The organism is Methylibium sp., from assembly GCF_965279545.1.
Lineage (GTDB): Bacteria > Pseudomonadota > Gammaproteobacteria > Burkholderiales > Burkholderiaceae_C > Methylibium.
The window spans coordinates 3,374,565-3,395,563 of the sequence record NZ_OZ257250.1 but is presented as its reverse complement, the minus strand read 5'-3'; the positions used below and the strand labels follow the sequence as shown (position 1 = coordinate 3,395,563).

Annotated in this window: 20 protein-coding genes; 4 read left to right on the top strand and 16 right to left on the bottom strand. The window is 69.9% G+C overall.

The window, feature by feature from the left end:
• Position 1: 1 nt before the first annotated feature.
• The 13 genes from ACQY9S_RS15980 to ACQY9S_RS15920 all read right to left on the bottom strand — a co-directional run bounded on the left by ACQY9S_RS15980 (position 2) and on the right by ACQY9S_RS15920 (position 14,175).
• Positions 2-1,984, bottom strand: a complete 1,983-nt coding sequence (locus ACQY9S_RS15980) for a MacB family efflux pump subunit (RefSeq protein ID WP_428420945.1) — start codon at positions 1,982-1,984, stop codon at positions 2-4.
• Positions 1,984-3,621 carry an efflux RND transporter periplasmic adaptor subunit gene (locus tag ACQY9S_RS15975; RefSeq protein WP_428420943.1) on the bottom strand — a complete coding sequence of 546 codons (1,638 nt, stop codon included), beginning with the start codon at positions 3,619-3,621 and terminating at the stop codon, positions 1,984-1,986. The genes ACQY9S_RS15980 and ACQY9S_RS15975 overlap by 1 nt, the downstream gene beginning before the upstream one ends.
• Positions 3,622-3,817: 196 nt before the next feature.
• Positions 3,818-4,237, bottom strand: a complete 420-nt coding sequence (locus ACQY9S_RS15970; RefSeq protein WP_428420941.1) for an ExbD/TolR family protein — start codon at positions 4,235-4,237, stop codon at positions 3,818-3,820.
• Positions 4,238-4,265: 28 nt separating this feature from the next.
• Complete coding sequence (locus tag ACQY9S_RS15965) at positions 4,266-5,036, bottom strand: MotA/TolQ/ExbB proton channel family protein (RefSeq protein ID WP_428420939.1); 771 nt, start codon at positions 5,034-5,036, stop codon at positions 4,266-4,268.
• A complete protein-coding gene (locus tag ACQY9S_RS15960) occupies positions 5,033-5,752 on the bottom strand; it encodes an energy transducer TonB (RefSeq protein WP_428420938.1) in 720 nt (239 codons plus the stop codon). The genes ACQY9S_RS15965 and ACQY9S_RS15960 overlap by 4 nt, the downstream gene beginning before the upstream one ends.
• Before the next feature lie 205 nt (positions 5,753-5,957).
• Entirely contained in the window at positions 5,958-6,800 is an 843-nt protein-coding gene (locus ACQY9S_RS15955) for a 23S rRNA (adenine(2030)-N(6))-methyltransferase RlmJ (RefSeq protein WP_428420937.1), read from the bottom strand.
• A 45-nt stretch (positions 6,801-6,845) separates the two neighbouring features.
• On the bottom strand, positions 6,846-7,430 hold the full coding sequence (locus ACQY9S_RS15950; RefSeq protein ID WP_428420935.1) for an MOSC domain-containing protein: 585 nt from the start codon (positions 7,428-7,430) through the stop codon (positions 6,846-6,848).
• Positions 7,431-7,527: 97 nt separating this feature from the next.
• Complete coding sequence (locus ACQY9S_RS15945) at positions 7,528-7,944, bottom strand: VOC family protein (protein WP_428420933.1); 417 nt, start codon at positions 7,942-7,944, stop codon at positions 7,528-7,530.
• 177 nt (positions 7,945-8,121) lie between these two features.
• Positions 8,122-8,346, bottom strand: a complete 225-nt coding sequence (locus ACQY9S_RS15940) for a formate dehydrogenase subunit delta (RefSeq protein WP_428420932.1) — start codon at positions 8,344-8,346, stop codon at positions 8,122-8,124.
• Positions 8,336-9,178, bottom strand: coding sequence for a formate dehydrogenase accessory sulfurtransferase FdhD (gene fdhD / locus ACQY9S_RS15935; protein WP_428420930.1), 843 nt, complete (start codon positions 9,176-9,178; stop codon positions 8,336-8,338). The genes ACQY9S_RS15940 and fdhD overlap by 11 nt, the downstream gene beginning before the upstream one ends.
• Positions 9,175-12,093, bottom strand: coding sequence for a formate dehydrogenase subunit alpha (gene fdhF / locus ACQY9S_RS15930; RefSeq protein ID WP_428420929.1), 2,919 nt, complete (start codon positions 12,091-12,093; stop codon positions 9,175-9,177). The genes fdhD and fdhF overlap by 4 nt, the downstream gene beginning before the upstream one ends.
• A gap of 10 nt (positions 12,094-12,103) precedes the next feature.
• Entirely contained in the window at positions 12,104-13,696 is a 1,593-nt protein-coding gene (locus tag ACQY9S_RS15925; protein ID WP_428420927.1) for a formate dehydrogenase beta subunit, read from the bottom strand.
• Positions 13,693-14,175, bottom strand: coding sequence for a formate dehydrogenase subunit gamma (locus ACQY9S_RS15920; RefSeq protein WP_428425778.1), 483 nt, complete (start codon positions 14,173-14,175; stop codon positions 13,693-13,695). The genes ACQY9S_RS15925 and ACQY9S_RS15920 overlap by 4 nt, the downstream gene beginning before the upstream one ends.
• A 175-nt stretch (positions 14,176-14,350) precedes the next feature.
• Between ACQY9S_RS15920 and ACQY9S_RS15915 the strand changes: the two genes are divergently transcribed.
• On the top strand, positions 14,351-15,460 hold the full coding sequence (locus ACQY9S_RS15915; RefSeq protein ID WP_428420925.1) for a substrate-binding domain-containing protein: 1,110 nt from the start codon (positions 14,351-14,353) through the stop codon (positions 15,458-15,460).
• Positions 15,461-15,551: 91 nt separating this feature from the next.
• On the opposite strand, the gene ACQY9S_RS15910 is transcribed toward ACQY9S_RS15915, so the two are convergent.
• Positions 15,552-16,397 carry a substrate-binding domain-containing protein gene (locus ACQY9S_RS15910; protein WP_428420923.1) on the bottom strand — a complete coding sequence of 282 codons (846 nt, stop codon included), beginning with the start codon at positions 16,395-16,397 and terminating at the stop codon, positions 15,552-15,554.
• 309 nt (positions 16,398-16,706) lie between these two features.
• On the opposite strand from ACQY9S_RS15910, the gene ACQY9S_RS15905 reads away from it, so the two are divergent.
• On the top strand, positions 16,707-18,599 hold the full coding sequence (locus ACQY9S_RS15905) for a phosphoenolpyruvate carboxykinase (GTP) (RefSeq protein ID WP_428420922.1): 1,893 nt from the start codon (positions 16,707-16,709) through the stop codon (positions 18,597-18,599).
• 71 nt (positions 18,600-18,670) lie between these two features.
• Here the strand turns inward: ACQY9S_RS15905 and ACQY9S_RS15900 are convergent, their stop codons facing one another.
• Together ACQY9S_RS15900 and ACQY9S_RS15895 are read right to left on the bottom strand one after the other, a co-directional pair.
• Positions 18,671-18,883: a hypothetical protein gene (locus ACQY9S_RS15900; protein WP_428420920.1), complete on the bottom strand. Its 213-nt coding sequence runs from the start codon at positions 18,881-18,883 to the stop codon at positions 18,671-18,673.
• A gap of 116 nt (positions 18,884-18,999) precedes the next feature.
• Positions 19,000-19,257, bottom strand: coding sequence for a hypothetical protein (locus ACQY9S_RS15895; protein WP_428420918.1), 258 nt, complete (start codon positions 19,255-19,257; stop codon positions 19,000-19,002).
• A 96-nt stretch (positions 19,258-19,353) separates the two neighbouring features.
• Between ACQY9S_RS15895 and ACQY9S_RS15890 the strand changes: the two genes are divergently transcribed.
• Positions 19,354-20,163, top strand: a complete 810-nt coding sequence (locus ACQY9S_RS15890; RefSeq protein WP_428420916.1) for a UPF0149 family protein — start codon at positions 19,354-19,356, stop codon at positions 20,161-20,163.
• A 38-nt stretch (positions 20,164-20,201) separates the two neighbouring features.
• Complete coding sequence (locus ACQY9S_RS15885) at positions 20,202-20,981, top strand: metallophosphoesterase (protein WP_428420914.1); 780 nt, start codon at positions 20,202-20,204, stop codon at positions 20,979-20,981.
• The last annotated feature ends 18 nt before the right edge of the window (positions 20,982-20,999 follow it).

Genomic DNA, 20,999 nt, shown 5'->3' with positions numbered 1-20,999 from the left:
ATCATTCGGCGGCCAGCGCGACCACCGGGTCGAGCTGCGCGGCCTTGCGCGCCGGCAGCCAGCCGAACACCAGGCCGGTGCCGAAGGCGCAGCCGAAGGCCAGCAGCACCGGTGCGAGCGAGTACTGGACCGGCGTGCCGAAGGCGCCGATCACGGCGGCCGTGGCCAGCCCACCGACCACGCCGACGCCGCCCCCGATCGCCGACACGACCACGGCCTCAATCAGGAACTGCTGCATGATGTTGCGCTCGCGCGCGCCGGTGGCCATGCGGATGCCGATCTCGCGGGTGCGCTCGGTCACCGACACCAGCATGATGTTCATCACGCCGATGCCGCCCACCAGCAGCGAGATCGCCGCGATCGAGCCGAGCAGGATGGTCAGCGTGTTCTGGGTCTGCTCGGTTGCCTCGATGATCGAGGCCATGTTGCGGATCTGGAAGTCGACCACGCCGTGGCGGTCGAGCAGCAGCGATTCGACCGCTGCCTGCGTCTCGTCGATGCGTGATACGTCGTCGACCGCCACCGTCACGTTGCGCAGGTAGCGCTGGCCCGACAGCCGCAGGCTGCTGGTCGCATAGGGCACGAACACGATGTCGTCCTGGTCCGAACCCATCGGCGAGGCACCGCGCGCCGTCATCACGCCGACCACCTGGAACAGCAGGTTGTTGACCAGCACGTACTGGCCCACCGGGTCGCCGCCGTCGGGAAACAGCGCTTTCGCGACCGTCTGGCCGAGCACGGCCACCGTGGCGTAGCTCGCCTCGTCCTCGGCGCCGAAGAACGTGCCCTGCGCGACCGGCCACTGGCGTGCCAGCGGGAACTTCGACGAGGTGCCGTTGATGCTGGTGCTGTAGTCGGCGCCGCCGTAGCGCACCGTCGCGCTGCTGTTCTGTTCGGGTACCGCCGCGAGCACGTTGGAAACCTGGTCGATCGCCGCGACGTCCGCGATGACCAGTGTGGCCGTGCTGTTGAAGCCGCGCTGGTTCGGCGCGCCGGGTCGCACCAGCATCAGGTTGGAGCCCATCGCGCTGATGCGGTCGATGACCTCCTGCTTCGCGCCGTCGCCGATCGCGAGCATCGCGATCACCGAGCCGACGCCGATCACGATGCCGAGCAGCGTGAGCACCGAGCGGAACAGGTTCGCGCGCAGCGAGCGCAGTGCCATCTTGGCCGCCTCCACCACGTCGGCCAGATGCGAGCCTTCGTGGCTGATGGCCGGCGGCACGTAGTCGGCCTGGTCCGGCGCCGGTGGGGCCGAGCCGGGGTCGCAGACGATGCGGCCGTCCTTGATCTCGATCAGCCGGTCGGCGTGGTCCGCCACTTCCTTCGCGTGCGTGATCAGCAGCACCGTGTGGCCGCGTGCCGACAGATCGGCCAGCAGCCGCATCACGTCGGCGCCGCTCTTGCTGTCGAGCGCACCGGTCGGCTCGTCGGCCAGGATGATGCGGCCGCCGTTCATCAGCGCCCGCGAGATCGACACGCGCTGCTGCTGGCCACCCGACAGCTGGTTCGGGCGGTGCTCGAGGCGGTCCGCGAGACCCAGCTCGGTCAGCAGGGCTGCAGCGCGAGCGTGCCGCTGCACCGGCGGCAGCCCCGAGTAGATGGCGGGCACCTCGACGTTCTCGGCCGCGCTGGCGGTGGCGATCAGGTGGTAACTCTGGAACACGAAGCCGAAGTCGTCGCGTCGCAGCAGCGCGAGCTCGTCGCGGGCGAGCGAGGACACGTCGCGGCCGCGGAAGTGGTAGCTGCCGCTGGTGGGTTTGTCGAGGCAGCCGAGGAGGTTCATCAGCGTCGACTTGCCCGAGCCCGAAGCGCCCATGATGGCCACGAACTCGCCCTCGTAGATCGTCAGGTCGATGCCGTGCAGCACCTGTACCGCGAGGTCGCCGTTGCGGTAGGTCTTGGTGACGCCGCGCAGCTCGATCAGCGGCGTCTCGCCCGGGCGCAGTCCGGCGGCGACGGCAGGTGCGGGGTCGCGTTGCATCAACGCCCTCGCGGCGCCTGTCCGATGCCCGGCGGCAGGCCGGCCGGCCCCTGCTGCAGGCCGCCCTGCTGGCTGGTGGCGCGTTGCGTCGGCGCCGCCTGCTTGATGCCGGCGACGACCTGCTCGCCTTCGCTCAGGCCGGACAGGACCTGCACCTGCACGCGGTTGCTCACGCCGAGTTCGACGGCGCGCTCTTCGAGCGTGCCGGCCGCGGTCAGCAGCTTGACGCTCGCGCGGCGCGGGCCGCGGGCCCGCTCGGCCGTCGCGAAGCCGCCGGTGGCCGGAATGGTCGGTCCGCTGGCGGCCGAAGCCGGCGCTGAAGCGAGGCCAGCTGCCGCGCGTGCGGCCTCACCGCCCGCGGCGTTCAGGCGCTGCTCGCGCAGGGCCCGGCGCTCCTCGGGCGACATGGCTTCGAGGGCGGCGCGGCGCTCTTCGCGGCTCATCGCGGCGAAGCGCTCCGGCAGCGGCCCGCCGCGAGGGGTCGACGTGCCGGTGCCGCGAGCCGGCGACGCGGCGGCGCTCGCCGACATGGCGGCTGTGGCACGGCCCGTTCCGCTTCCACTGGTGCTCTCGGCGGGCGCCGACGCGGCGCGTTCGCCTTCGGCCCGTTGCTCGCGGCGTGCACCGGTCCGCCCGGCCCCGCCGCTGCCGATCGCCGCGACCGGCACGAGCAGCGTGTCCTTGGCGGCGGCCGCGATGAAGAACACCTGCGCGGTCATGTTGGTCATCAACGCCTGGTTCGCGTTGGGCACGTCGAACAGTGCGTTGTAGAGCACCACGTTGTTGGTCACCGTCGGTGTCGGCTCGACCTTGCGCAGCGTGCCGTACCAGCGCCGGCCCTGGCTGCCCAGCGTCGTGAAGTAGACCTCCATGTCCTGGCTCAGCTTGCTGACGTCGGCCTCGGAGACCTGGGTCTGCACCGTCATCGTCGACAGGTCGGCGATGCGCAGGATGGTCGGCGCCGACTGGTTCGCGTTGAGGGTCTGGCCCTGGCGCGCGGTGACGCTCACCACCGTGCCGGCCAGCGGTGCGTAGATCTTCGCGTAGTTGAGGTTGGCCTCGTCGGCGCGCAGGGTCGATTCGGTCTGTTCGATCGAGGCCTTGACGGCGTCGATCTGGGCCTTCGCGGCGAGTGCCGTCGCTTCGGCCTGCTGGAACGATTCGGTGGTGGTCGCGTCGTCCTTCACCAGGTTGCGCTGGCGCGTCAGCAGCAGCTGCGCGAGGGCGTACTGCGACTCGCGTTCGGCCAGCGTCGCACGCTGGTTGCGCAGGCCGGCGCGGCGGGCGTCGACCGTGGCGGTCAGCACCGTCGGGTCGATCTCGGCCAGCAGGTCGCCGGCCTTCACCACCGAGCCCACGTCGACATGCAGCTTCTTCAGCTGCCCCGAAACCTGCGCGCCGACATCGACGTAGTCGCGCGGCTGCACGGTACCGGTCGCGGTCACGAGGTCCTGGATGTCGCCGCGCTGCACGGTGGCGAACTGGTACTGGTCGCGCAGGTTCGGCTTGCCGTAGACCATGCGCCAGGCAGCGTAGCCGCTGGCGGCGATCAGCAGCAGTCCGAGCAGCATCCAGGGGGTGCGGTGGGAGAGGAGGCGGCGCCAGCGCGGGCGCGTTGCGGTGTCTTGGGCGGTCATGTCGTGAGGATGCGATCGTCCTGTGGCTCGCGTGCGGCTTGCGGTTCAGCGCCGGCTGCGGACGAATTCCGAGTCTGCCCGTCCACCGGTTAAGCAATGGGGCGCGATTGTGGCGGCTTTGTAAAGCCCGGCGCGACGAAGGCCGCCCAGGGCGGCCTCGTGCAGGCGAACAGGGCCCGGCGGCCCCGATGTCACGTCAGTGCGCGTCCGGCTCGCTGACGAATCCGAGCTTGCTCAGCCCGGCCTTCGACGCATCGGCCAGCGTCTCGGCGACGTGGCGGTAGGCCACCGCCTGGTCGGCGCGCAGGTGCACCTCGGGCTGCGGCTGCTTCTTGCCGGCGTCGGCGAAGCGCTGCACCGCTTCCTCGCGCGTCACCGTCTCGCCGTTCCAGAAGCGCGTGCCGGCACCGTCGATCGCGAACTCGATCTTGTCGGGCTTGAGCTCGTTGACCTGGCTGCTCGCCTTCGGCAGATCGAGCTTGACGGCGTGGGTGAGCAGCGGCGCGGTGACGATGAAGATCACCAGCAGCACCAGCATCACGTCGATCAGCGGCACCATGTTGATCTCGGACACCGGGGCGGCCGAGGATTTGCGGTCGAAGCTGGCGAAGGCCATGGCTTGCTCCTGCGTGGGAAGGGTGGGCTCAGGCGCCGTGCGCCGCCGGTGTCAGCTTGCCGGGCAGGGCGCGCACGTTGTCGGCGCCGTTCTTCGCGGCGTCGGCCAGTGGCGAGCCCATCGACAGGAAGGTCATCAGCTCGAACGCGAAGGCGTCGAGCCGGGCGCTGAGCACGCGGTTGCTGCGGGTGATGGCGTTGTAGGCCATCACGGCGGGGATCGCGACCGCGAGGCCGATGCCGGTCATGATCAGCGCCTCGCCCACCGGGCCGGCAACCTTGTCGAGCGTGCCCGAGCCGCTCATGCCGATCGCCACCAGCGCGTGGTACACCCCCCAGACCGTGCCGAACAGGCCGACGAAGGGCGCGGTGGCGCCGATCGTCGCGAGCCAGGTCAGGCCGTTCTCGAGCCGCGTGGTTTCCTCGTCGAGCACCTTCTTGATGGTGCGGGTGACGAAATCCTGCGCGCTGCCGGCTTCCTCGAGCTTGGCGGCGCCGTACTTCGCGTGGTGGGCCTGCGCGTTCATCGCATGGGCGGTCAGGTGCGCGAACGGTTCCTGCACGCCGTGCGTCGAGATCTCGGCGCTCACCTCCTGGAGCGAGCGCGCGTTCCAGAAGAAGTTCAGGAACTTCTCGCTGCGCCGCGTGCGCAGCAATTGGCCCAGGCCCTTGACGGCGATCAGCGTCCACGAGATCGCCGACATCACGATCAGGATGACGAGCAGCGATCTGCCCACGAAGTCGCTCTGGGCGATGAAATGGGCGAAGCCCATCGAAGCATTCACGTCGTTCACGGTCATCTCTCCATTTCAAAGACCAGGGGCATCACGACCCAGAAGGGCTGGGCCACGCCGTTCTCGGTGTAGGGCTTGAAGCGCGTCGCCTCCACGGTGGCGAGCGCGGCGTCGTCGAGGCGCGTGAAGCCGGACGAGCGTTGCAGGACCATCTGGCGCGGCAGGCCCTTGTCGTCGACCAGCACGCGCACCTGCACACGGCCCGATTCGCCCAGCCGCTTCGAGGCGGTCGGGTAGGCCAGGCTCGGCGGCGTCAGGTACTCGACCTGGGTGATCGCCACGGTGCGCGGCTGCGGCGGCGGCGCGGGAGGTGCGGGCGGCGCCGGTGGCGGCTCCACCGCCACGATGAGCGGCGGCTCGGGCGGCGGCGGGGGCGCGACGAACAGCGGGGGCTCGGGCGTCGGCGCCGGCTCGCTGACGATGATCGGCGCGGGCGGCGGTGGTGTCTTGGGCACCGACCGTGGCGGTGGGGGGGGCGGAGGTGGCGGGATCGGCACCGGCGGCGCCGGTGGCGCGATCAGGTCGACCATGATCGGCGCGGCCGCCTGCACCGCCTGGCGCACCGAGTCGATCTGCAGCAGACCCCAGCCGCCCGCCAGATGGGCGGCCAGCACGCCGAGCACGAGCCCGCGCCGCGCACCCGGTGTCAGACCCTCCGACGAGGCGGTGGGCAGCGGCGGTGGCGTGACACCGTTCGGCAGTGAGGGAGAGCCGGCACTCATGAAGTGTTTGCGGTGGCGAGGGGCCGCACGGGAGAAAGGGGACGGGCATCGAGGCCCACGGTGCGTCATTTTAATGCGAATCATTCGCATTATTCAAGAGACCGAGGAAGGTGCTTGGCGATACTTCGCCGATGCGACTCCCGGCTCGGGCCGGTTGACCGGTGCGTGCGGCCCGTCTGCGCCAGTCAGCCGACCGGCGACACACTCACACCACGCGCTGTTCGAGCAGGTGGCTCGGCGTGTCGACCTGGGCCAGCGTCTGGGCCAGGAAGGGCAGCGCCTCGCGCAACTGGGCGTGCAGCGTCCAGGGGGGGTTGATCACGACCATGCCGCTGCCGGCCAGACCGAAGCCCTGCACGTCGAGCGGCTGCACCGTGAGCCGGGCATGCAGCCAGCCCTTGGGCGCGAGGTTCTGCAGGCGCTTGGGCAGTTGCGCGGCCTCCAGCCGGCTGACCTGCGGGTACCAGACCAGGATCACCGCTTCGGCGAAGCGCTGCAAGGCCTCGCGCACCGTCGCGACCAGCTTGCCGTAGTCGGTCTTCAGCTCATAGGACGGATCGATCAGCACCACCGCGCGGCGCGACGGCGGCGGCAGCTGGCTTCGCAGGCCGGTGAAGCCGTCTTCATGATGCACTTCGGTGTGCGGCCGGTCGGCGTGGTGGGCCGCGAGCGTGTGCAGGTCCGCGGGATGCAGCTCGAACAGGCGCAGCTCGTCCTGCGGGCGCAGCAGCCGGCGCTCGAACTCGGGCGAGCCGGGGTAGCGGCCCAGGCCGCCGTCGGGGTTGAAGTCGCGCACCAGCTGCACGTAGTCGGCGACCAGCGCAGGCAGGTCGTTGCGCTCCATCAGCCGCGCGATGCCGTGCTCGAACTCGCCCTTCTTGAGCGCCTCGGGCGTGCCCAGCGAATAGCCGCCCGCGCCGGCGTGGGTGTCGATCAGGCGGTAGGGCTTGTCCTTCTGTGCCATGTGGCGCAGCACCTGCACGAGCACGCTGTGTTTCAGGACGTCGGCATGGTTGCCCGCGTGGAAGGCGTGTCGGTAGGCGAGCATGCCGCGATTGTCGCGCCCCGCGCGGCCGCGGCCGGGGGCCGTCAATCAGCGATGCTTGCCCATCACCGAACGGAACAGCTCCGGGATACCGACTTCGCGCGGTCCGAGCAGCAGCTCGCCGGCCTCGCCGGCGGCGATCGTGCCGGGCACGCGCACCGCGAGGTAGTAGCCGCAATAGCCCGACTGCACCATCAGCTTCGCAGCCTGGTTGAAGCCCATCACCGCGTTGAACTTGAAGCAAGGCTGGCGCGGTGCGGCGACCGCGAGTTCGCAGTGCGGGAAGCGCAGCAGGTCGCCGACCCAGACCTGGCCCTCCAGTAGGCCGGCGAGCGTGAGGTTCTCCCCCATGAAACCGTGCGGCAGCGTTTCGCCCCAGGGCGCAACGCGGGCCTGCGCGCGCACGGTCTGCCAGAACGCGTAGTGCTCGCCCGGGTAGGCGTAGACGGCCTTGTCGAGGCCGCCATGCACGCTGGGATCGGCCTGCTCGTCGCCGGCGAGGCCGAGCGGGCGCACGGCCACCTTGCCGCTCACGCCGCGCTTGCCGATCGCACTCAGCACGCTGCGCCCGCCGATATCCAGCGCGCGGGCGGTTGCCACATTGACGCTGAGCACCTGCGCGATGGCGCTCATGGCTGCGCCCTGCGCACTTCGTGCGGTCTCGCCGAGCGGGAGCCTTCGCAGCGGGCCGCGAAGGGGGCCCTCCGTGGCCCTTGAAGGCCCGGCGAGTTCATGCCGCACGCACCGGCGACGTGATGTGCCAGTGGTAGCCATAGGGGTCGCGCACGCTGCCGCTGCGGCCGTAGTCGCGGTCGGCCACCGCATAGACGAGTCGCGCGCCCTGCACCAACGCACGCTCGACGGTGGCATCGGCATCGTCGACCTCGAGGAACAGGCTCATCGGCGAGTGCTCGCAGTCCTCGACCGCCGGCATCTCCGGGAAGGCCGGGTTGGCCTGCGAGACCATCAACAGCGAGTCGCCGATCTGCAGCTGCGCATGGGCGATGCGGCCGTCGGGCTCGACATGGCGCATCCGCTCGGTCGCGCCGAAAGCGGCGATGCAGAAGGCGATGCCGCCGGCCGCGTCGCGGTACATTAGGTAAGGCGTGACGTTGTGCAAGGCGCCGGAGGCGCGGGTGCTGCTCATCGGGGAGGCTCCGTTTCGGTGGGGACGGCAGCGCGCCCTTCGACCGCCACCGTCTCGAAGCTTGCCACCACCGCCTGACTCGGTCCTACCGCAAGGGCATCCACCGAGCGCTGCGTTGCCAGCGCCCGCCCGTTTGCCGGCGGCCTCCCTGCTGCCGGGCGGCGCCCCAGGCGGGCGTCAGTCGATCAGGGCGCGGTGCCGCGCGATGGCCGCCCCGACCACCTCATGCAGGCTCGCACTGCCCTGCTGGTCGACATGCGCGAGCAAGGCCCGCCGCATGCGCGGCTCCCAGTAGCGTTTGATGTGCTGGGCCACGCCCTCCAGCGCCTCGCCGCGGTCGGGCATGGCCTCGAAGAACTGGCCGATGCGGTTGGCCATGCGCACCAGGTTGTCAACGTCCATCGATCGTCTCCGGGAAGCTCAGCCGCTCCGCGCCGGCGTAGACCACCACGCCCTGCGGCCGCACGAAGCCGGCCAGCCCGAGCTGCAGGCGCTGCGCCAGGTCGACCGCCAGCGTGGTCGCGGCCGATACCGCGGCCAGCAATGGCACGCGCGCGGCCACGGTCTTCTGCACCATCTCGAAACTGGCGCGGCTGGTCACGGCGATGAAGCCCTGCGTGGCCGGCACGCCGGTGCGGCTCATGGCCCCGATCAGCTTGTCGAGCGCGTTGTGGCGGCCGACATCCTCGCGCAGCAGCTGCACCTCGCCGGCGGCGGAGCACCAGCCGGCTGCGTGCACCGAGCCGGTGGCGTGCTGCAGGGCCTGCAGCGCCTGCAGCTCGCGCATCGCGCGCAGCAGCGCGTCGTGCGGCACGGCCGGCCCCGGCGGCAGCGGCGTCAACGGCCGTTCGACCTGCGTCAGGCTCTCGGCACCGCACAGGCCGCAGCCGGTGCGGCCGGCCAGGTTGCGCCGGCGGGCCTTCAGGCCGGCCATGCAGCGCGCGGCGATCTGGAGGCGCAGCGTGCTGCCGTCGGCGGCGGACTCGACGTCGATGCCATGCAAATCGCGGGCGGAGTCGACGATGCCCTCGCTCAGCGAGAAGCCGAGCGCGAAGTCTTCCAGATCCAGCGGCGTCGCCAGCATCACCGCGTGCGACACGCCGTTGTATTCCAGCGCGATCGGACGTTCCTCGGCCACCCAGTCGTCCGCCGCGAAGGCACGGCCGTCCCGCACGCCGCTGACCGCGAGGCGTTGCGCGCCGCCGGCGTGGAGTGCCGCGTCCGCCACCTTCACTTCGGGCTCACCGTGGCCGGGGTCTCGGGCTTGTGCCGCTCGGCCAGCAGCCGCGCCTGCACCTCGCTGAAGCGGGTGTGCTCGCGCTGCCATTCCGACGGCTGCATCACCGGCAGCACCTGCACCGCGGTCACCTTGTACTCGGGGCAGTTGGTGGCCCAGTCGGAACTGTCGGTGGTGATGACGTTGGCGCCCGATTCGGGGAAGTGGAAGGTGGTGTAGACCACGCCCGGCTGCATGCGCTCGCTGACCACGGCGCGCAGCACCGTCTGGCCGGCGCGGCTCTCGATGCCGACCCAGTCGCCGTCCTTGATGCCGCGCTCCTCGGCGTCGTGCGGGTGCAGCTCCAGCCGGTCCTCGCTGTGCCAGCGGTTGTTCTCGGTGCGTCGCGTCTGCGCGCCGACGTTGTACTGCGACAGGATGCGCCCGGTGGTCAGCAGCAGCGGGAACCTGCGCGTCACCTTCTCGTCGGTCGCGACGTACTGCGTGATGAAGAACTTGCCCTTGCCGCGCACGAAGCCGCCGATGTGCATCGTCGGCGTGCCTTCGGGGGCCGCGTCGTTGCACGGCCACTGCACGCTGCCGAGGCGGTCGATCTTCTCGTAGCTGACACCGGAGAAGGTGGGCGTCAGCGCCGCGATCTCGGCCATGATCTGCTCCGGATGGGTGTAGTCCATCGGATAGCCGAGCGCGTTCGACAGCTTCACCGTCACCTCCCAGTCGCCCAGGCCGGCCTTCGGCGGCATGACCTTGCGCACGCGCGAGATGCGGCGCTCGGCATTCGTGAAGGTGCCGTCCTTCTCGAGGAACGACGAACCGGGCAGGAAGACGTGCGCGTACTTCGCGGTCTCGTTCAGGAACAGGTCCTGCACGACGATGCACTCCATGGAAGACAGCGCATGCGCGACATGCTGCGTGTCCGGGTCGGACTGCACGATGTCCTCGCCCTCGCAGTACAGGCCCATGAAGCTGCCCGACAGCGCGGCGTCGAACATATTGGGGATGCGCAGCCCCGGCTCGGCCTGCAGCTCGACGTTCCAGGCCTGTTCGAACAGCGCCCGCGTGCTGCTGTCCGACACGTGGCGGTAGCCCGGCAGCTCGTGCGGGAAGGAGCCGATGTCGCACGAACCCTGCACGTTGTTCTGGCCGCGCAGCGGGTTCACGCCCACGCCCTCGCGGCCGACGTTGCCGGTGGCCATCGCGAGGTTGGCGATGCCCATCACCATCGTCGAGCCCTGGCTGTGCTCGGTCACGCCCAGGCCGTAGTAGATGGCCGCGTTGGGCCGCGCCCCGCGGGCCTGGAGCGTGGCAGCCGTGCCGTCCGAGTGGCCGGTGGCGAACAGCCGGGCGGCGGCGCGCAACTCGGTGGCCGGCACGCCGGTGACGGCGGCGGTCGCCTCGGGGGAGTTGGCGTCGCGTGACACGAACTCGCGCCATTCGCGGAAGGCCTTGTCCTCGCAGCGCGCGGCGATGTAGGCCTCGTCGAGCAGGCCCTCGGTGACGACCACGTGCGCCAGCGCGGTGATCACCGCAACGTTGGTGCCGGGGCGCAGCTGCAGGTGGTGGTCGGCCTTCACGTGCGGCGACTTCACCAGGTCGATCCTGCGCGGGTCGACGACGATCAGCTTCGCGCCTTCGCGCAGCCGCTTCTTCATGCGCGAGGCGAACACCGGGTGGCCGTCGGTCGGGTTGGCGCCGATGACCATGATGACGTCGGACTTCTCCACCGACTTGAAGGTCTGCGTGCCGGCCGACTCGCCCAGCGTCTGCTTCAGGCCATAGCCGGTCGGTGAGTGGCACACGCGCGCGCAGGTGTCGACGTTGTTGTTGCCGAAAGCCGCGCGCACCAGTTTCTGGACCAGGTAGCCTTCCTCGTTGGTGCAGCGCGAGGAGACGATGCCGCCGACCGAGTCGCGGCCATAGGTGGCCTGGATGCGCTTGAACTCGCTGGCCGCGTAGCCGATGGCCTCGTCCCAGCTCACTTCCTGCCACGGGTCGGCGATGCTCTTGCGGATCATCGGCGTCGTGATGCGGTCCTTGTGCGTCGCATAGCCCCAGGCGAAGCGCCCCTTGACGCAGGAATGGCCCTCGTTGGCCTTGCCGTCCTTCCACGGCACCATGCGCACGACCTCGTTGCCCTTCATCTCGGCCTTGAAGCCGCAGCCCACGCCGCAGTAGGCGCAGGTGGTGGTGACGCTGTGCTCGCCCTGGCCCAGCCAGATCACCGACTTCTCCTGCAGCGTGGCGGTCGGGCAGGCCTCGACGCAGGCGCCGCAGCTCACGCACTCGCTGTCCATGAAGGGCTGGTCCTGGCCGGCAGCGACGCGCGACTCGAAGCCTCTTCCTTGAATGGTCAAGGCGAACGTGCCCTGCGTCTCTTCGCAGGCGCGCACGCAGCGGTTGCAGACGATGCATTTGCTCGGGTCGTAGGTGAAGTACGGGTTCGATTCGTCCTTCCGGCTCTTGAGGTGGTTGGCGCCCTCGAAGCCGTAGCGCACCTCGCGCAGGCCGGTGACGCCCGCCATGTCCTGCAACTCGCAGTTGCCGTTGGCGCTGCAGGTCAGGCAGTCGAGCGGGTGGTCGGAGATGTAGAGCTCCATCACGCCCTTGCGCAGCTCCTGCAGCTTCGGGGTCTGCGTGCGCACCTTCATGCCGGGCTCGGCGGGCGTGGTGCACGAGGCGGGAAAGCCGCGGCGTCCCTCGATCTCGACCAGGCACAGGCGGCACGAGCCGAAGGGCTCCAGGCTGTCGGTCGCGCACAGCTTGGGGACCTGGATGCCGGCGTCGACGGCAGCACGCATCAGCGACGTGCCCTTGGGCACGGTGACCTGCTCGCCGTCGATCTCCAGCGTGACGGCCTCGGTCGACTCGCGCAGCGGGGTGCCGTGGTCGGTTTCTCTCAGGTGATCGAGCATCGTGGGCTCCTCAGGCGGCTCGGCGGTCGGGTGCCGCCAGGCCGAAGTCTTCCGGGTAATGGTCCAGTGCCGACAGCACTGGGTAGGGCGTCATGCCACCCATCGCGCACAGGCTGCCGGCGAGCATCGTGTCGCACAGGTCCCGCAGCAGGGCCACCTGCTGCAGTCGATCGTTCGGCAGCTTCACCTGCGCCGGACGGTTCACGTTGGCGGTGATGCGGTCGATGACCTCCACGCCGCGTGTCGAGCCGATGCGGCAGGGCGTGCATTTGCCGCAGGACTCGATCGCGCAGAACTCCATCGCGTAGCGCGCCAGCTTCGCCATGTCGGCGGTGTCGTCGTGCACCACGATGCCGCCGTGGCCGACCACGCCGCCGAAGGCGGCATAGGCTTCGTAGTCGAGCGGCACGTCCCACTTCGACTCGGGCACGTAGGTGCCGAGCGGCCCGCCGACCTGCACCGCCTTGACCGGGCGGCCCGATGCGGTGCCGCCGCCGAAGTCGAACAGCAGTTCACGCAGCGTCACGCCGAAGGCCTTCTCGACCAGGCCGCCGTGCTTCACGTTGCCGGCCAGCTGGATCGGCAGCGTGCCCATCGAGCGGCCGACGCCGTACTCACGGTAGTGCGCCGCGCCGCGCGCCAGGATCAGCGGCACCGACGCGAAGGTGATCACGTTGTTGATGACGGTCGGCCGGCCGAACAGGCCTTCGATGGCCGGCAGCGGCGGCTTCGCACGCACGATGCCGCGCTTGCCTTCCAGGCTTTCCAGCAGCGCCGTCTCTTCGCCGCACACGTAGGCGCCGGCAGCCTTGCGCACCTGCAGGTGGAAGGCGCGGCCCGAGCCCAGCACGTCGTTGCCCAGGAAGCCGGCGGCCTCGGCGCGGGCGATCGCGTCGTTCAGCGTGGCGATCGCGTGCGGGTACTCGGAGCGCACGTAAAGGTAGCCCAGGGTCGCGCCGACGGCCAGTGCGGCGATCGTCATGCCCTCGATCAGCATGTACGGGTCGCCCTCCATCGTCATGCGGTCGGAGTAGGTGCCCGAGTCGCCCTCGTCGGCGTTGCAGACGACGTACTTCTGCGCCAACGGCGTGTTCAGCACCGTCTTCCACTTGATGCCGGTCGGGAAGGCCGCGCCGCCGCGGCCGCGCAGGCCGGACTGCAGCACCTCGTCAATGACGGTCGCGTCGGCCATCGCCAGCGCACGGCGCAGGCCGGCCCAGCCCTCGTGCGCCTCGTAGTCGGCGAGCGACAGCGGATCGGTGAGGCCCATGCGGGCGAAGCACAGGCGCTCCTGCTTCGCGAGGTAGGGGATCTGCTCGGTCGGCCCGTGGCCCAGTGCGTGCGGTGCGCCCTGCAGCAGGCCGGCGTCGAGCAACCCCGGCACGTCCTCGGGCGTCACCGGGCCGTAGGCCACGCGGCCGGTGGCGGTGCTCACCTCGACCAGTGGCTCCAGCCAGAACAAGCCGCGCGAGCCGTTGCGCACCAGGTTCAGCGCCAGGCCGCGCCGCGCGCACTCGGCCTGCAGCGTGGTGGCCACCGCGTCGGCGCCGACCGCGAGCGCGGCCGAGTCGCGCGGAACGTGGACGGTGATGGCGGCGCTCATCGCGTGGCCTCCTCTGCGTCTTCTTCCAGCGCGCCGATCAGGCGATCGAACGCCGCCGGGCTGACGCGCGCGTGCAGGCGCTCGTCGATCACGATCGCCGGCGACGATGCGCACAGCCCCAGGCAGAACACCGGCTCCAGCGTGTAGCGGCCGTCGGCGCTGCTCGTGTGGCTGCGGCAGCCGAGGCGGCGCTCGGCATGCGCCAGCAGCGCATCGGCGCCCAGCGCCTGGCAGGCTTCGGCCCGGCACACCTGCACCATGTGCCGGCCGGCCGGCTCGCTGCGGAAGTGGTGGTAGTAGGTGATGACGCCATGCACCTCCGCGCGCGACAGGTTCAGCGCGCTGGCGATCTCCGGCACCACGTCGGCGGGAATGCAGCCCAGCAGATCCTGCACGTCATGCAGGATCGGCAGCAGCGCGCCCGGTTCACCGGCTCGGCGCGCAAGCACCGCCTGCACGGCGGCCAGCGGCGCGCTCATCGCGCTGCCGGCCGAGGGGCCGGGTGAGCGTTGCACGGAAGTCTGGGGCAAGCGGTCATATGTTGTATCCAGCATATGGATTCAAGGGCGTGCTTCACTGTATGGTGAGTGTTCCCAAGGTTCAATATGAGCCGCTAGGCCGAGCGCATATGCTCTGGAGCGCCGAAAGATCGCCATGCTCGAAGTCTCGATCCAGCCGCAATGGAGCATCCGTCGCACGGGCCAGCCCGAGCTGCCGCCGCGGCTGATCCAGTTGCTCGGCCAGGTGCATGAGCACGGCAGCCTGCTGCGCGCCTGCGAGGTCAACGGCGGCTCCTACCGACATGCCTGGCAGCTGCTGCGCGAAGCCGAAGCGGCGCTCGGCCAGGCGCTGATCCACACCGAACGCGGCCAGGGCTCGAAGCTCACCGTGTTGGCCGAGAAGCTGCTGTGGGCCGACCGCCGCATCGCCGCACGCCTGTCGCCGCTGCTGCACACGCTGGCCTCCGAACTGGAGGTCGAGCTGGGGCGGGTGCTCAGCCCGCAGGGCGCGATGCTGCGCATCCACGCCAGCCACGGCTTCGCGATCGAGAAGCTCGACGAGTTCCTGCGCGCCGAGCAGGTGCCGGTCGAGCTGAAGTACTGCGGCAGCCAGGAGGCCGTGGCGTCGCTGGCGGCCGGCAGTTGCGACGTGGCGGGCTTTCACATGCCGCTCGGCGCCTTCGAGCCGCTGGCGCTGGCGCACTACGCGCGCTGGTTCAAGCCGCGCGAGCAGGCCGTGGTGCACGTGGCTACGCGCAAGCAGGGCCTGATGGTCGCGCCGGGGAACCCCAAGAAGCTCTACATGCCGGCCGACCTGACGCGGCCCAGTGTGCGTTTCATCAACCGGCAGCCGGCCTCCGGCACGCGCTTCCTGCTCGACCTGATGCTGCAGCGAGACGGCGTCGACGCCCGCTGCATCGACGGCTACGAGCGCGTCGAGTACACGCACGCGGCCGTGGCTGCCTATGTGGCCAGTGGCATGGCCGACGTCGGCTTCGGCGTTGAGCCGCCCGCGCGGCGCTTCGGCCTGGAGTTCATCCCGCTCGAAACCGAGCGCTACCTGCTGCTCTGCGACGCGCAGGCGCTACAGGGGCCCCGGCTGCAGCACATGCTCGGCATCCTGCGCGGCGAGCGCTTTCGTGCGGCGGTGGACCAGTTGCCCGGCTACGACGGCGAGGGCATCGGCACCGTGGTCGGCATCGAAGCGGTGTTCAAGGCGTCGAAAAGCCGGCCACCGTCTGCGCCGCGTGCACGTCGGCGCTGAACAGCTGCCGATGGCAAGAGCACTTCGCAGCCGCACAGCAGACCGGTGGACGGGGAGGGCTGCGCACGCCCTTCCGTAGCGTCAACCGGCCCTAAGCCGGTGGGCGGTAGCCACGTCCGAAGCCGGCCACGACACGGCGGCCATTGGGGCCGGCGAGCCAGTTCACCAGGAGCTTGCCACCCGGGTGGTTGACGCGGAACGAGCGCATCACGTGGTAGCTCACCTGCAGCCGTGGGTCGCCTTCGACCAGCACCACCAGGCCCGAGCCGGCGCCGAGCGCAGCCCACAGGCCATGCTCGACGAAAGCGTAGCTGCGGGTCTCGCGCGCCAGCGCCAGCACCGCGGTGGGTCCGGCACCGGCGGTGCGCAACCAGGGTCCGACCGGCTGCGGGCCGGCGGCCTTCCAGATCGTCTGCTCCAGCGCGCGGGCGCCGCTCGGCTCACCGGCGGTCACGAACCCAGCCTCGCCGCGCTCGCCGGCGGCAACGATGCGGGCCAGGGCCGTGGCGGCGTCACGCCCGCCCGCGATGCCGGCCGGATCGCCGCCCGCGGCGGCCTTTTTCGATGTCTTCTGCGGCGCGGGGCCGACCAGCACGAAGTCGGTCAGCGCGACCGGCCGCCGGTCGTGCACCAGATTCTGTTTCTCCAGCGCGAGCTCGAGCTCGGGTGCCTGGGTCAGCGCGGCGTCGAGCTCGCCGCGCTCGAGCTGCGGCAGCAGCAGACCGCCCGGGCCGGCTCGCCAGTCGATCGCCAGCCCGGTGTCGCGTGCCACGGCGGCGCGCAAACGTGCGGCGAGGCCCGAAGCCTGCAGATCGGCCTCGATGCCAACGGTGATGCGATGGTCCGGCGAGCGCTGCGCGAAGCCGGGCAGGGCCAGCGCGGCCAACGCACCCAAGGCGCTCCGGCGCCCCAGTCGACCGGTGGCGAATGCGTGCATGGACCCCATGTTAAGGGGGGAACTGCCGCGGACGGGGGGTGCGGCCCGGGCCTGTCGGGGTCAGTATCTGCACTCAGCCTTCGGCTGCATCGGCCTGTTCAAAACGCGCTGAAAGACGGACAACGAAGCCACGCATGCAGTCATGCACAAAGCGCATACCCCCTTCCTGTCACGTCGAAGTCACACCCCTACACTTTCTCCAGCATCACGAAAGCATCCCCCATGAGGTCGCGATCGATGCCGCCAGCGCCCAATGATTCGATCGTCGGTGCGGGTGCTGGCGAGATCCCTTTCAATCTCGGAGAGCTGATGAACCACCCCTCGATGCAAGGGCTGCGCCTGGAGGCGCCGTCCTATGTGAAGAACGCCCGCCTGCTCGCCTGGGTGGCCGAAATGGCCGCGCTTGCGCAGCCCAAGGCCATCCACTGGTGCGATGGCTCGCAGGCCGAATACGACCGCCTGTGCGACCAACTCGTCGCGGCCGGCACCTTCCGTAAACTGAACGAGGCCAAGCGCCCGGGCAGCTACCTGGCGTGGAGCGACCCGAGCGACGTGGCGCGTGTGGAAGACCGCACCTTCATCTGCTCCGAAAGGAAGGAAGACGCCGGGCCGACCAACAACTGGACCGCGCCGGCCGAGATGCGCGCGCTGTTGCAGACCGGCCGATCCGACGGGACCCCGGCGTTGTTTGCAGGCTGCATGCGCGGCCGCACGATGTACGTGGTGCCGTACTCGATGGGGCCGCTGGGTTCACCGATCGCTCACATCGGCGTCGAACTCTCCGACTCGCCCTATGTCGCCGTCAACATGAAGATGATGACGCGCATGGGCAAGCCGGTGCTGGAGGTGCTGGGCAGCGATGGCGAGTTCGTGCCCTGCATGCATTCCGTGGGAAGCCCGCTCGTGGCCGGACAGAAGGACGTCGCCTGGCCCTGCAACAAGACCAAGTACATCGTTCACTACCCGGAGACGCGCGAGATCTGGAGCTACGGCTCGGGCTATGGCGGCAACGCGCTGCTGGGCAAGAAATGCTTCGCGCTGCGCATCGCCTCGACGATGGGGCGCGACCAGGGCTGGCTGGCCGAGCACATGCTGGTGCTCGGCGTGAAGAATCCACAAGGCAAGAAGTTCCACATCGCGGCGGCCTTCCCCAGCGCCTGCGGCAAGACCAACTTCGCGATGCTCATTCCGCCGGCCGGTTTCGACGGCTGGGAGGTCACGACCATCGGTGACGACATCGCGTGGATCAAGCCCGGTGCCGACGGGCGGCTGTACGCGATCAACCCCGAGGCCGGCTACTTCGGTGTCGCACCCGGCACCAACGACAAGACCAACGCGAACTGCATGGCGTCGCTGCAGCGCGACGTGATCTTCACGAATGTGGCACTGACCGACGACGGCGACGTCTGGTGGGAAGGCATGACCGACGCACCGCCGGCCCACCTGCTCGACTGGCAGGGCAAGGATTGGACGCCGGCGCTCGCGAAAGAGACGGGCGTGGACGGGAAACCCAGGGCCGCAGCCCACCCGAACGCGCGCTTCACCGTGAGCGCCACCAACAACCCGGTGCTCGACGAGGCCTGGGACGACCCGGCAGGCGTGGCGATCGATGCCTTCATCTTCGGCGGGCGCCGTTCGACGACGGTGCCGCTCGTCACCGAGGCGCGCGACTGGGTGGAAGGCGTCTACATGGCCGCGACCATGGGTTCGGAAACCACCGCTGCGGCCGCCGGCCAGCAGGGCGTGGTGCGCCGCGACCCGTTCGCGATGCTGCCCTTCACGGGCTACAACATGAGCGACTACTTCCAGCATTGGCTGGCGCTCGGTCGCAAGCTGCAGGCTTCGGGGGCGCAGTTGCCGAAGATCTACTGCGTCAACTGGTTCCGCAAGGGCGCCGACGGCAAGTTCGTCTGGCCGGGCTACGGCGAGAACATGCGCGTGCTGAAATGGATGCTCGAGCGCGTGCAGGGTACGGCACAGGGCGCCGAGAACGTGTTCGGCGTCAGCCCGCGCTACGAGGACCTGGCCTGGAGCGGCCTGTCGTTCACGCCGGAGCAGTTCGGCAGCGTGATCGGTGTCGACAAGACCGCCTGGCAGCAGGAGCTGCGACTGCACGAGGAACTGTTCACCCTGCTCGCCCACCACCTGCCGCCCGAACTGAAGGCCGCCAAGGCGAAGATCGAGCAGCGCCTCGCTGCCTGACAGCGGTTCTCGCCAGCCAGCAAAAAGGCCGCCCTTGGGCGGCCTTCGTTCATTCCGTCGCGAAGGACGGGTCAGAGTCGCACGGTGGCGCCGCGGTACAGCGCATCCACGGTACGGCGCGCGGCGCGCTGATCCAGCGACGCGTCGCTGAACTGGTCCAGCCAGCCGGCCAGTTGGCGGGCGCTGGGCTGCCGCGGCTCGTTGGCGGCAAAAAGCTGGAAGGCCGTGCCGACCGACCCGACCGACTCGGCGATCGCGGTGCCGAGCACTTGATAGATGTTCACGAGAAACCTCTGGAATGATGACGGACTGAGCCGCCGATGCCTCGATTATCAGGGTTAACCCTGAATTTCCCAATGCTGTTGGTGCATGCCTGCATTTGACCGCCGCATGGCGAGCCTCAGGCTTGCGGGTTGTCGCGCTCCCAGCGCAGCGCGGCGCCGCGCAGATCGGCGGCCAGGCTCGGATCGACGCTCTGGTACTGGTTAGCGAGTGCCCACAACTCCGTCAAGTCTCGACGGGGATCATGCGGCAGGCGTCGCCGCGCCAGGCCGCGCTCGGCCCATTGCCACAAGGCCACCGCCAGACGGGCCAGTGGTTCGGCGCCGCGCGGGGGCGCAGTGCGGGTGGCGGGCACTTGAATGCTGACCGTGCTCATGACTTTGACCTTTCTCGGTTCGGCTGTGAGCCTCAGACTGCATTCTAGGGAAAACCCTTATGCCCCATGGTCTGCAGGGGCGCGGTCGACAGGTGCTTGCGCGACGACATCCCGGTCATCGGGCATAGGACAATGGCCGATATGCCCTTGCCTGCCTCATCCGCACCCTTGACCGACCCCGAGATCACCGAACTCGACGATCTGCTCGCGGCCGTGCCCGAACCGCTCGAGCCGCTCGACGCGGTGATGCTCGACGGCTACCTGTGCGGCGTGATCGCCCAGCCCGAGCTGATCGATCCGTCGCGCTGGCTGCCGCCGGTGTTCGACTGGAACTTCGGCGATCCCGAGAACCCGGACAGCGGCACTGAACTGACGCCCGATACCCCCGGTTGGCACGCCGCCAAGCATGAGCGTCTGCTCGCCCTGGTGATGCGCCACCACGCCGTGCTCGAGTGTCAGTTGCGCGAGGACGCCTGGTTCGACCCGCTGGTGATGCAGCCCGACGACGAGCAAGGGCAGCCGATCGAAGGCGCTGCGGCCATCGGTCCGGCCTTCGCGCCCTGGGCGATCGGTTTCGAGCATGCGCTGAACCAGTTCGATGCCCTCGAGTCCTTGAACCACCCCGAATTGCCGGACCTGCTCGCCTGCGTGCGCCGGCACCTGCCCGAGCAGACCGGCGACGATGCGGCCTTCAAGAAGGCGCTCGACGACGAACACCCGCTGCGCGGCATGGACGAGGCGATCGAGGATCTGGTGTCCAACGTGGTCGCGCTCGCCGATATCGCGCGCGGCGAGCGGCTCAAGGTCGAGACCGTGCGCCGTGCCGGTCCCAAGGTCGGTCGCAACGATCCCTGCCCCTGCGGCAGCGGCAAGAAGTTCAAGCAGTGCCACGGCCGCGACGCCTGAGCGGCGCCCCCGCTGCGGTGCGCTGAAAGGCCGGCGAGATGCGCCTGCAACTGCTGTCGGACCTGCACCTCGAGACCGAGGCCTACACCCCCGAGCCGGCACCCGAGGCCGAACTGCTGGTGCTGGCCGGCGATGTCGACAGCAGCTGGGCCGGGCTCGAACGCTTTGCGCGCTGGCCGGTGCCGGTGCTGTTCGTCGCCGGCAACCACGAGTTCGACCAGCGCGAGCTGCGCACGGCCTGGCCGGCATTGCGGGCGCGTTGCGAGTCACTGGGCATCACGCTGCTGGAGCGCGAAGCGTGTGTCCGCGTCGACCGCGACGGGCGCCGCATCCGCTTCGTGGCGACCACGCGCTGGTGCGATTTCGACCTCTTCGGTGCGGCGGAGCGCGACCGCGCGACGCGTGCCGCGGGCTACTTCATGCGCGTGATGCGGGCGACCTGCGATGGCCGGCCGTTCGATGCCGCGGCGGTGCGTGAAGAGGCGCTGGCCTGTCGCGCCTGGCTGCAGCAGGCGCTGGCAGAGGACTGTGATGCCGACGCCACGGTCGTCATCACGCACTACGGCCCGAGCCTGCGCAGCGTCGACCCCCGCTACGGCCTGCAGCCGGGCTCGGCGAGCTTCTGCAACGACGACGAAGACCTGCTCCCGCTCGCCGACCTCTGGCTGCACGGCCATCTGCATTGCCGGCACGATTACACCGTCGAGCATTCGGGCACCGCGCGGCGGGGGTCGACCCGCGTGGTCAGCAATGCGCGCGGCCACGTTCGCAAGGGTGAGGCCGCGGGGCATGACGGCTTGCTGTGCGTCAAGGTGTGAAGCCGGCCTCTTGCGTCA

Coding starts and splice junctions, on each gene's coding strand:
- ACQY9S_RS15885 (WP_428420914.1), top strand. CDS start 20,202: ATGCGCCTGCAACTGCTGTCGGACCTGCACCTCGAGACCGAGGCCTAC.
- ACQY9S_RS15965 (WP_428420939.1), bottom strand. CDS start 5,036: ATGACCGTGAACGACGTGAATGCTTCGATGGGCTTCGCCCATTTCATC.
- ACQY9S_RS15975 (WP_428420943.1), bottom strand. CDS start 3,621: ATGACCGCCCAAGACACCGCAACGCGCCCGCGCTGGCGCCGCCTCCTC.
- ACQY9S_RS15950 (WP_428420935.1), bottom strand. CDS start 7,430: ATGAGCGCCATCGCGCAGGTGCTCAGCGTCAATGTGGCAACCGCCCGC.
- ACQY9S_RS15955 (WP_428420937.1), bottom strand. CDS start 6,800: ATGCTCGCCTACCGACACGCCTTCCACGCGGGCAACCATGCCGACGTC.
- ACQY9S_RS15940 (WP_428420932.1), bottom strand. CDS start 8,346: ATGGACGTTGACAACCTGGTGCGCATGGCCAACCGCATCGGCCAGTTC.
- ACQY9S_RS15920 (WP_428425778.1), bottom strand. CDS start 14,175: ATGAGCGCGCCGCTGGCCGCCGTGCAGGCGGTGCTTGCGCGCCGAGCC.
- ACQY9S_RS15980 (WP_428420945.1), bottom strand. CDS start 1,984: ATGCAACGCGACCCCGCACCTGCCGTCGCCGCCGGACTGCGCCCGGGC.
- fdhF (WP_428420929.1), bottom strand. CDS start 12,093: ATGCTCGATCACCTGAGAGAAACCGACCACGGCACCCCGCTGCGCGAG.
- ACQY9S_RS15895 (WP_428420918.1), bottom strand. CDS start 19,257: ATGAGCACGGTCAGCATTCAAGTGCCCGCCACCCGCACTGCGCCCCCG.
- ACQY9S_RS15945 (WP_428420933.1), bottom strand. CDS start 7,944: ATGAGCAGCACCCGCGCCTCCGGCGCCTTGCACAACGTCACGCCTTAC.
- ACQY9S_RS15925 (WP_428420927.1), bottom strand. CDS start 13,696: ATGAGCGCCGCCATCACCGTCCACGTTCCGCGCGACTCGGCCGCGCTC.
- ACQY9S_RS15905 (WP_428420922.1), top strand. CDS start 16,707: ATGAACCACCCCTCGATGCAAGGGCTGCGCCTGGAGGCGCCGTCCTAT.
- ACQY9S_RS15970 (WP_428420941.1), bottom strand. CDS start 4,237: ATGGCCTTCGCCAGCTTCGACCGCAAATCCTCGGCCGCCCCGGTGTCC.
- ACQY9S_RS15915 (WP_428420925.1), top strand. CDS start 14,351: ATGCTCGAAGTCTCGATCCAGCCGCAATGGAGCATCCGTCGCACGGGC.
- ACQY9S_RS15910 (WP_428420923.1), bottom strand. CDS start 16,397: ATGCACGCATTCGCCACCGGTCGACTGGGGCGCCGGAGCGCCTTGGGT.
- ACQY9S_RS15960 (WP_428420938.1), bottom strand. CDS start 5,752: ATGAGTGCCGGCTCTCCCTCACTGCCGAACGGTGTCACGCCACCGCCG.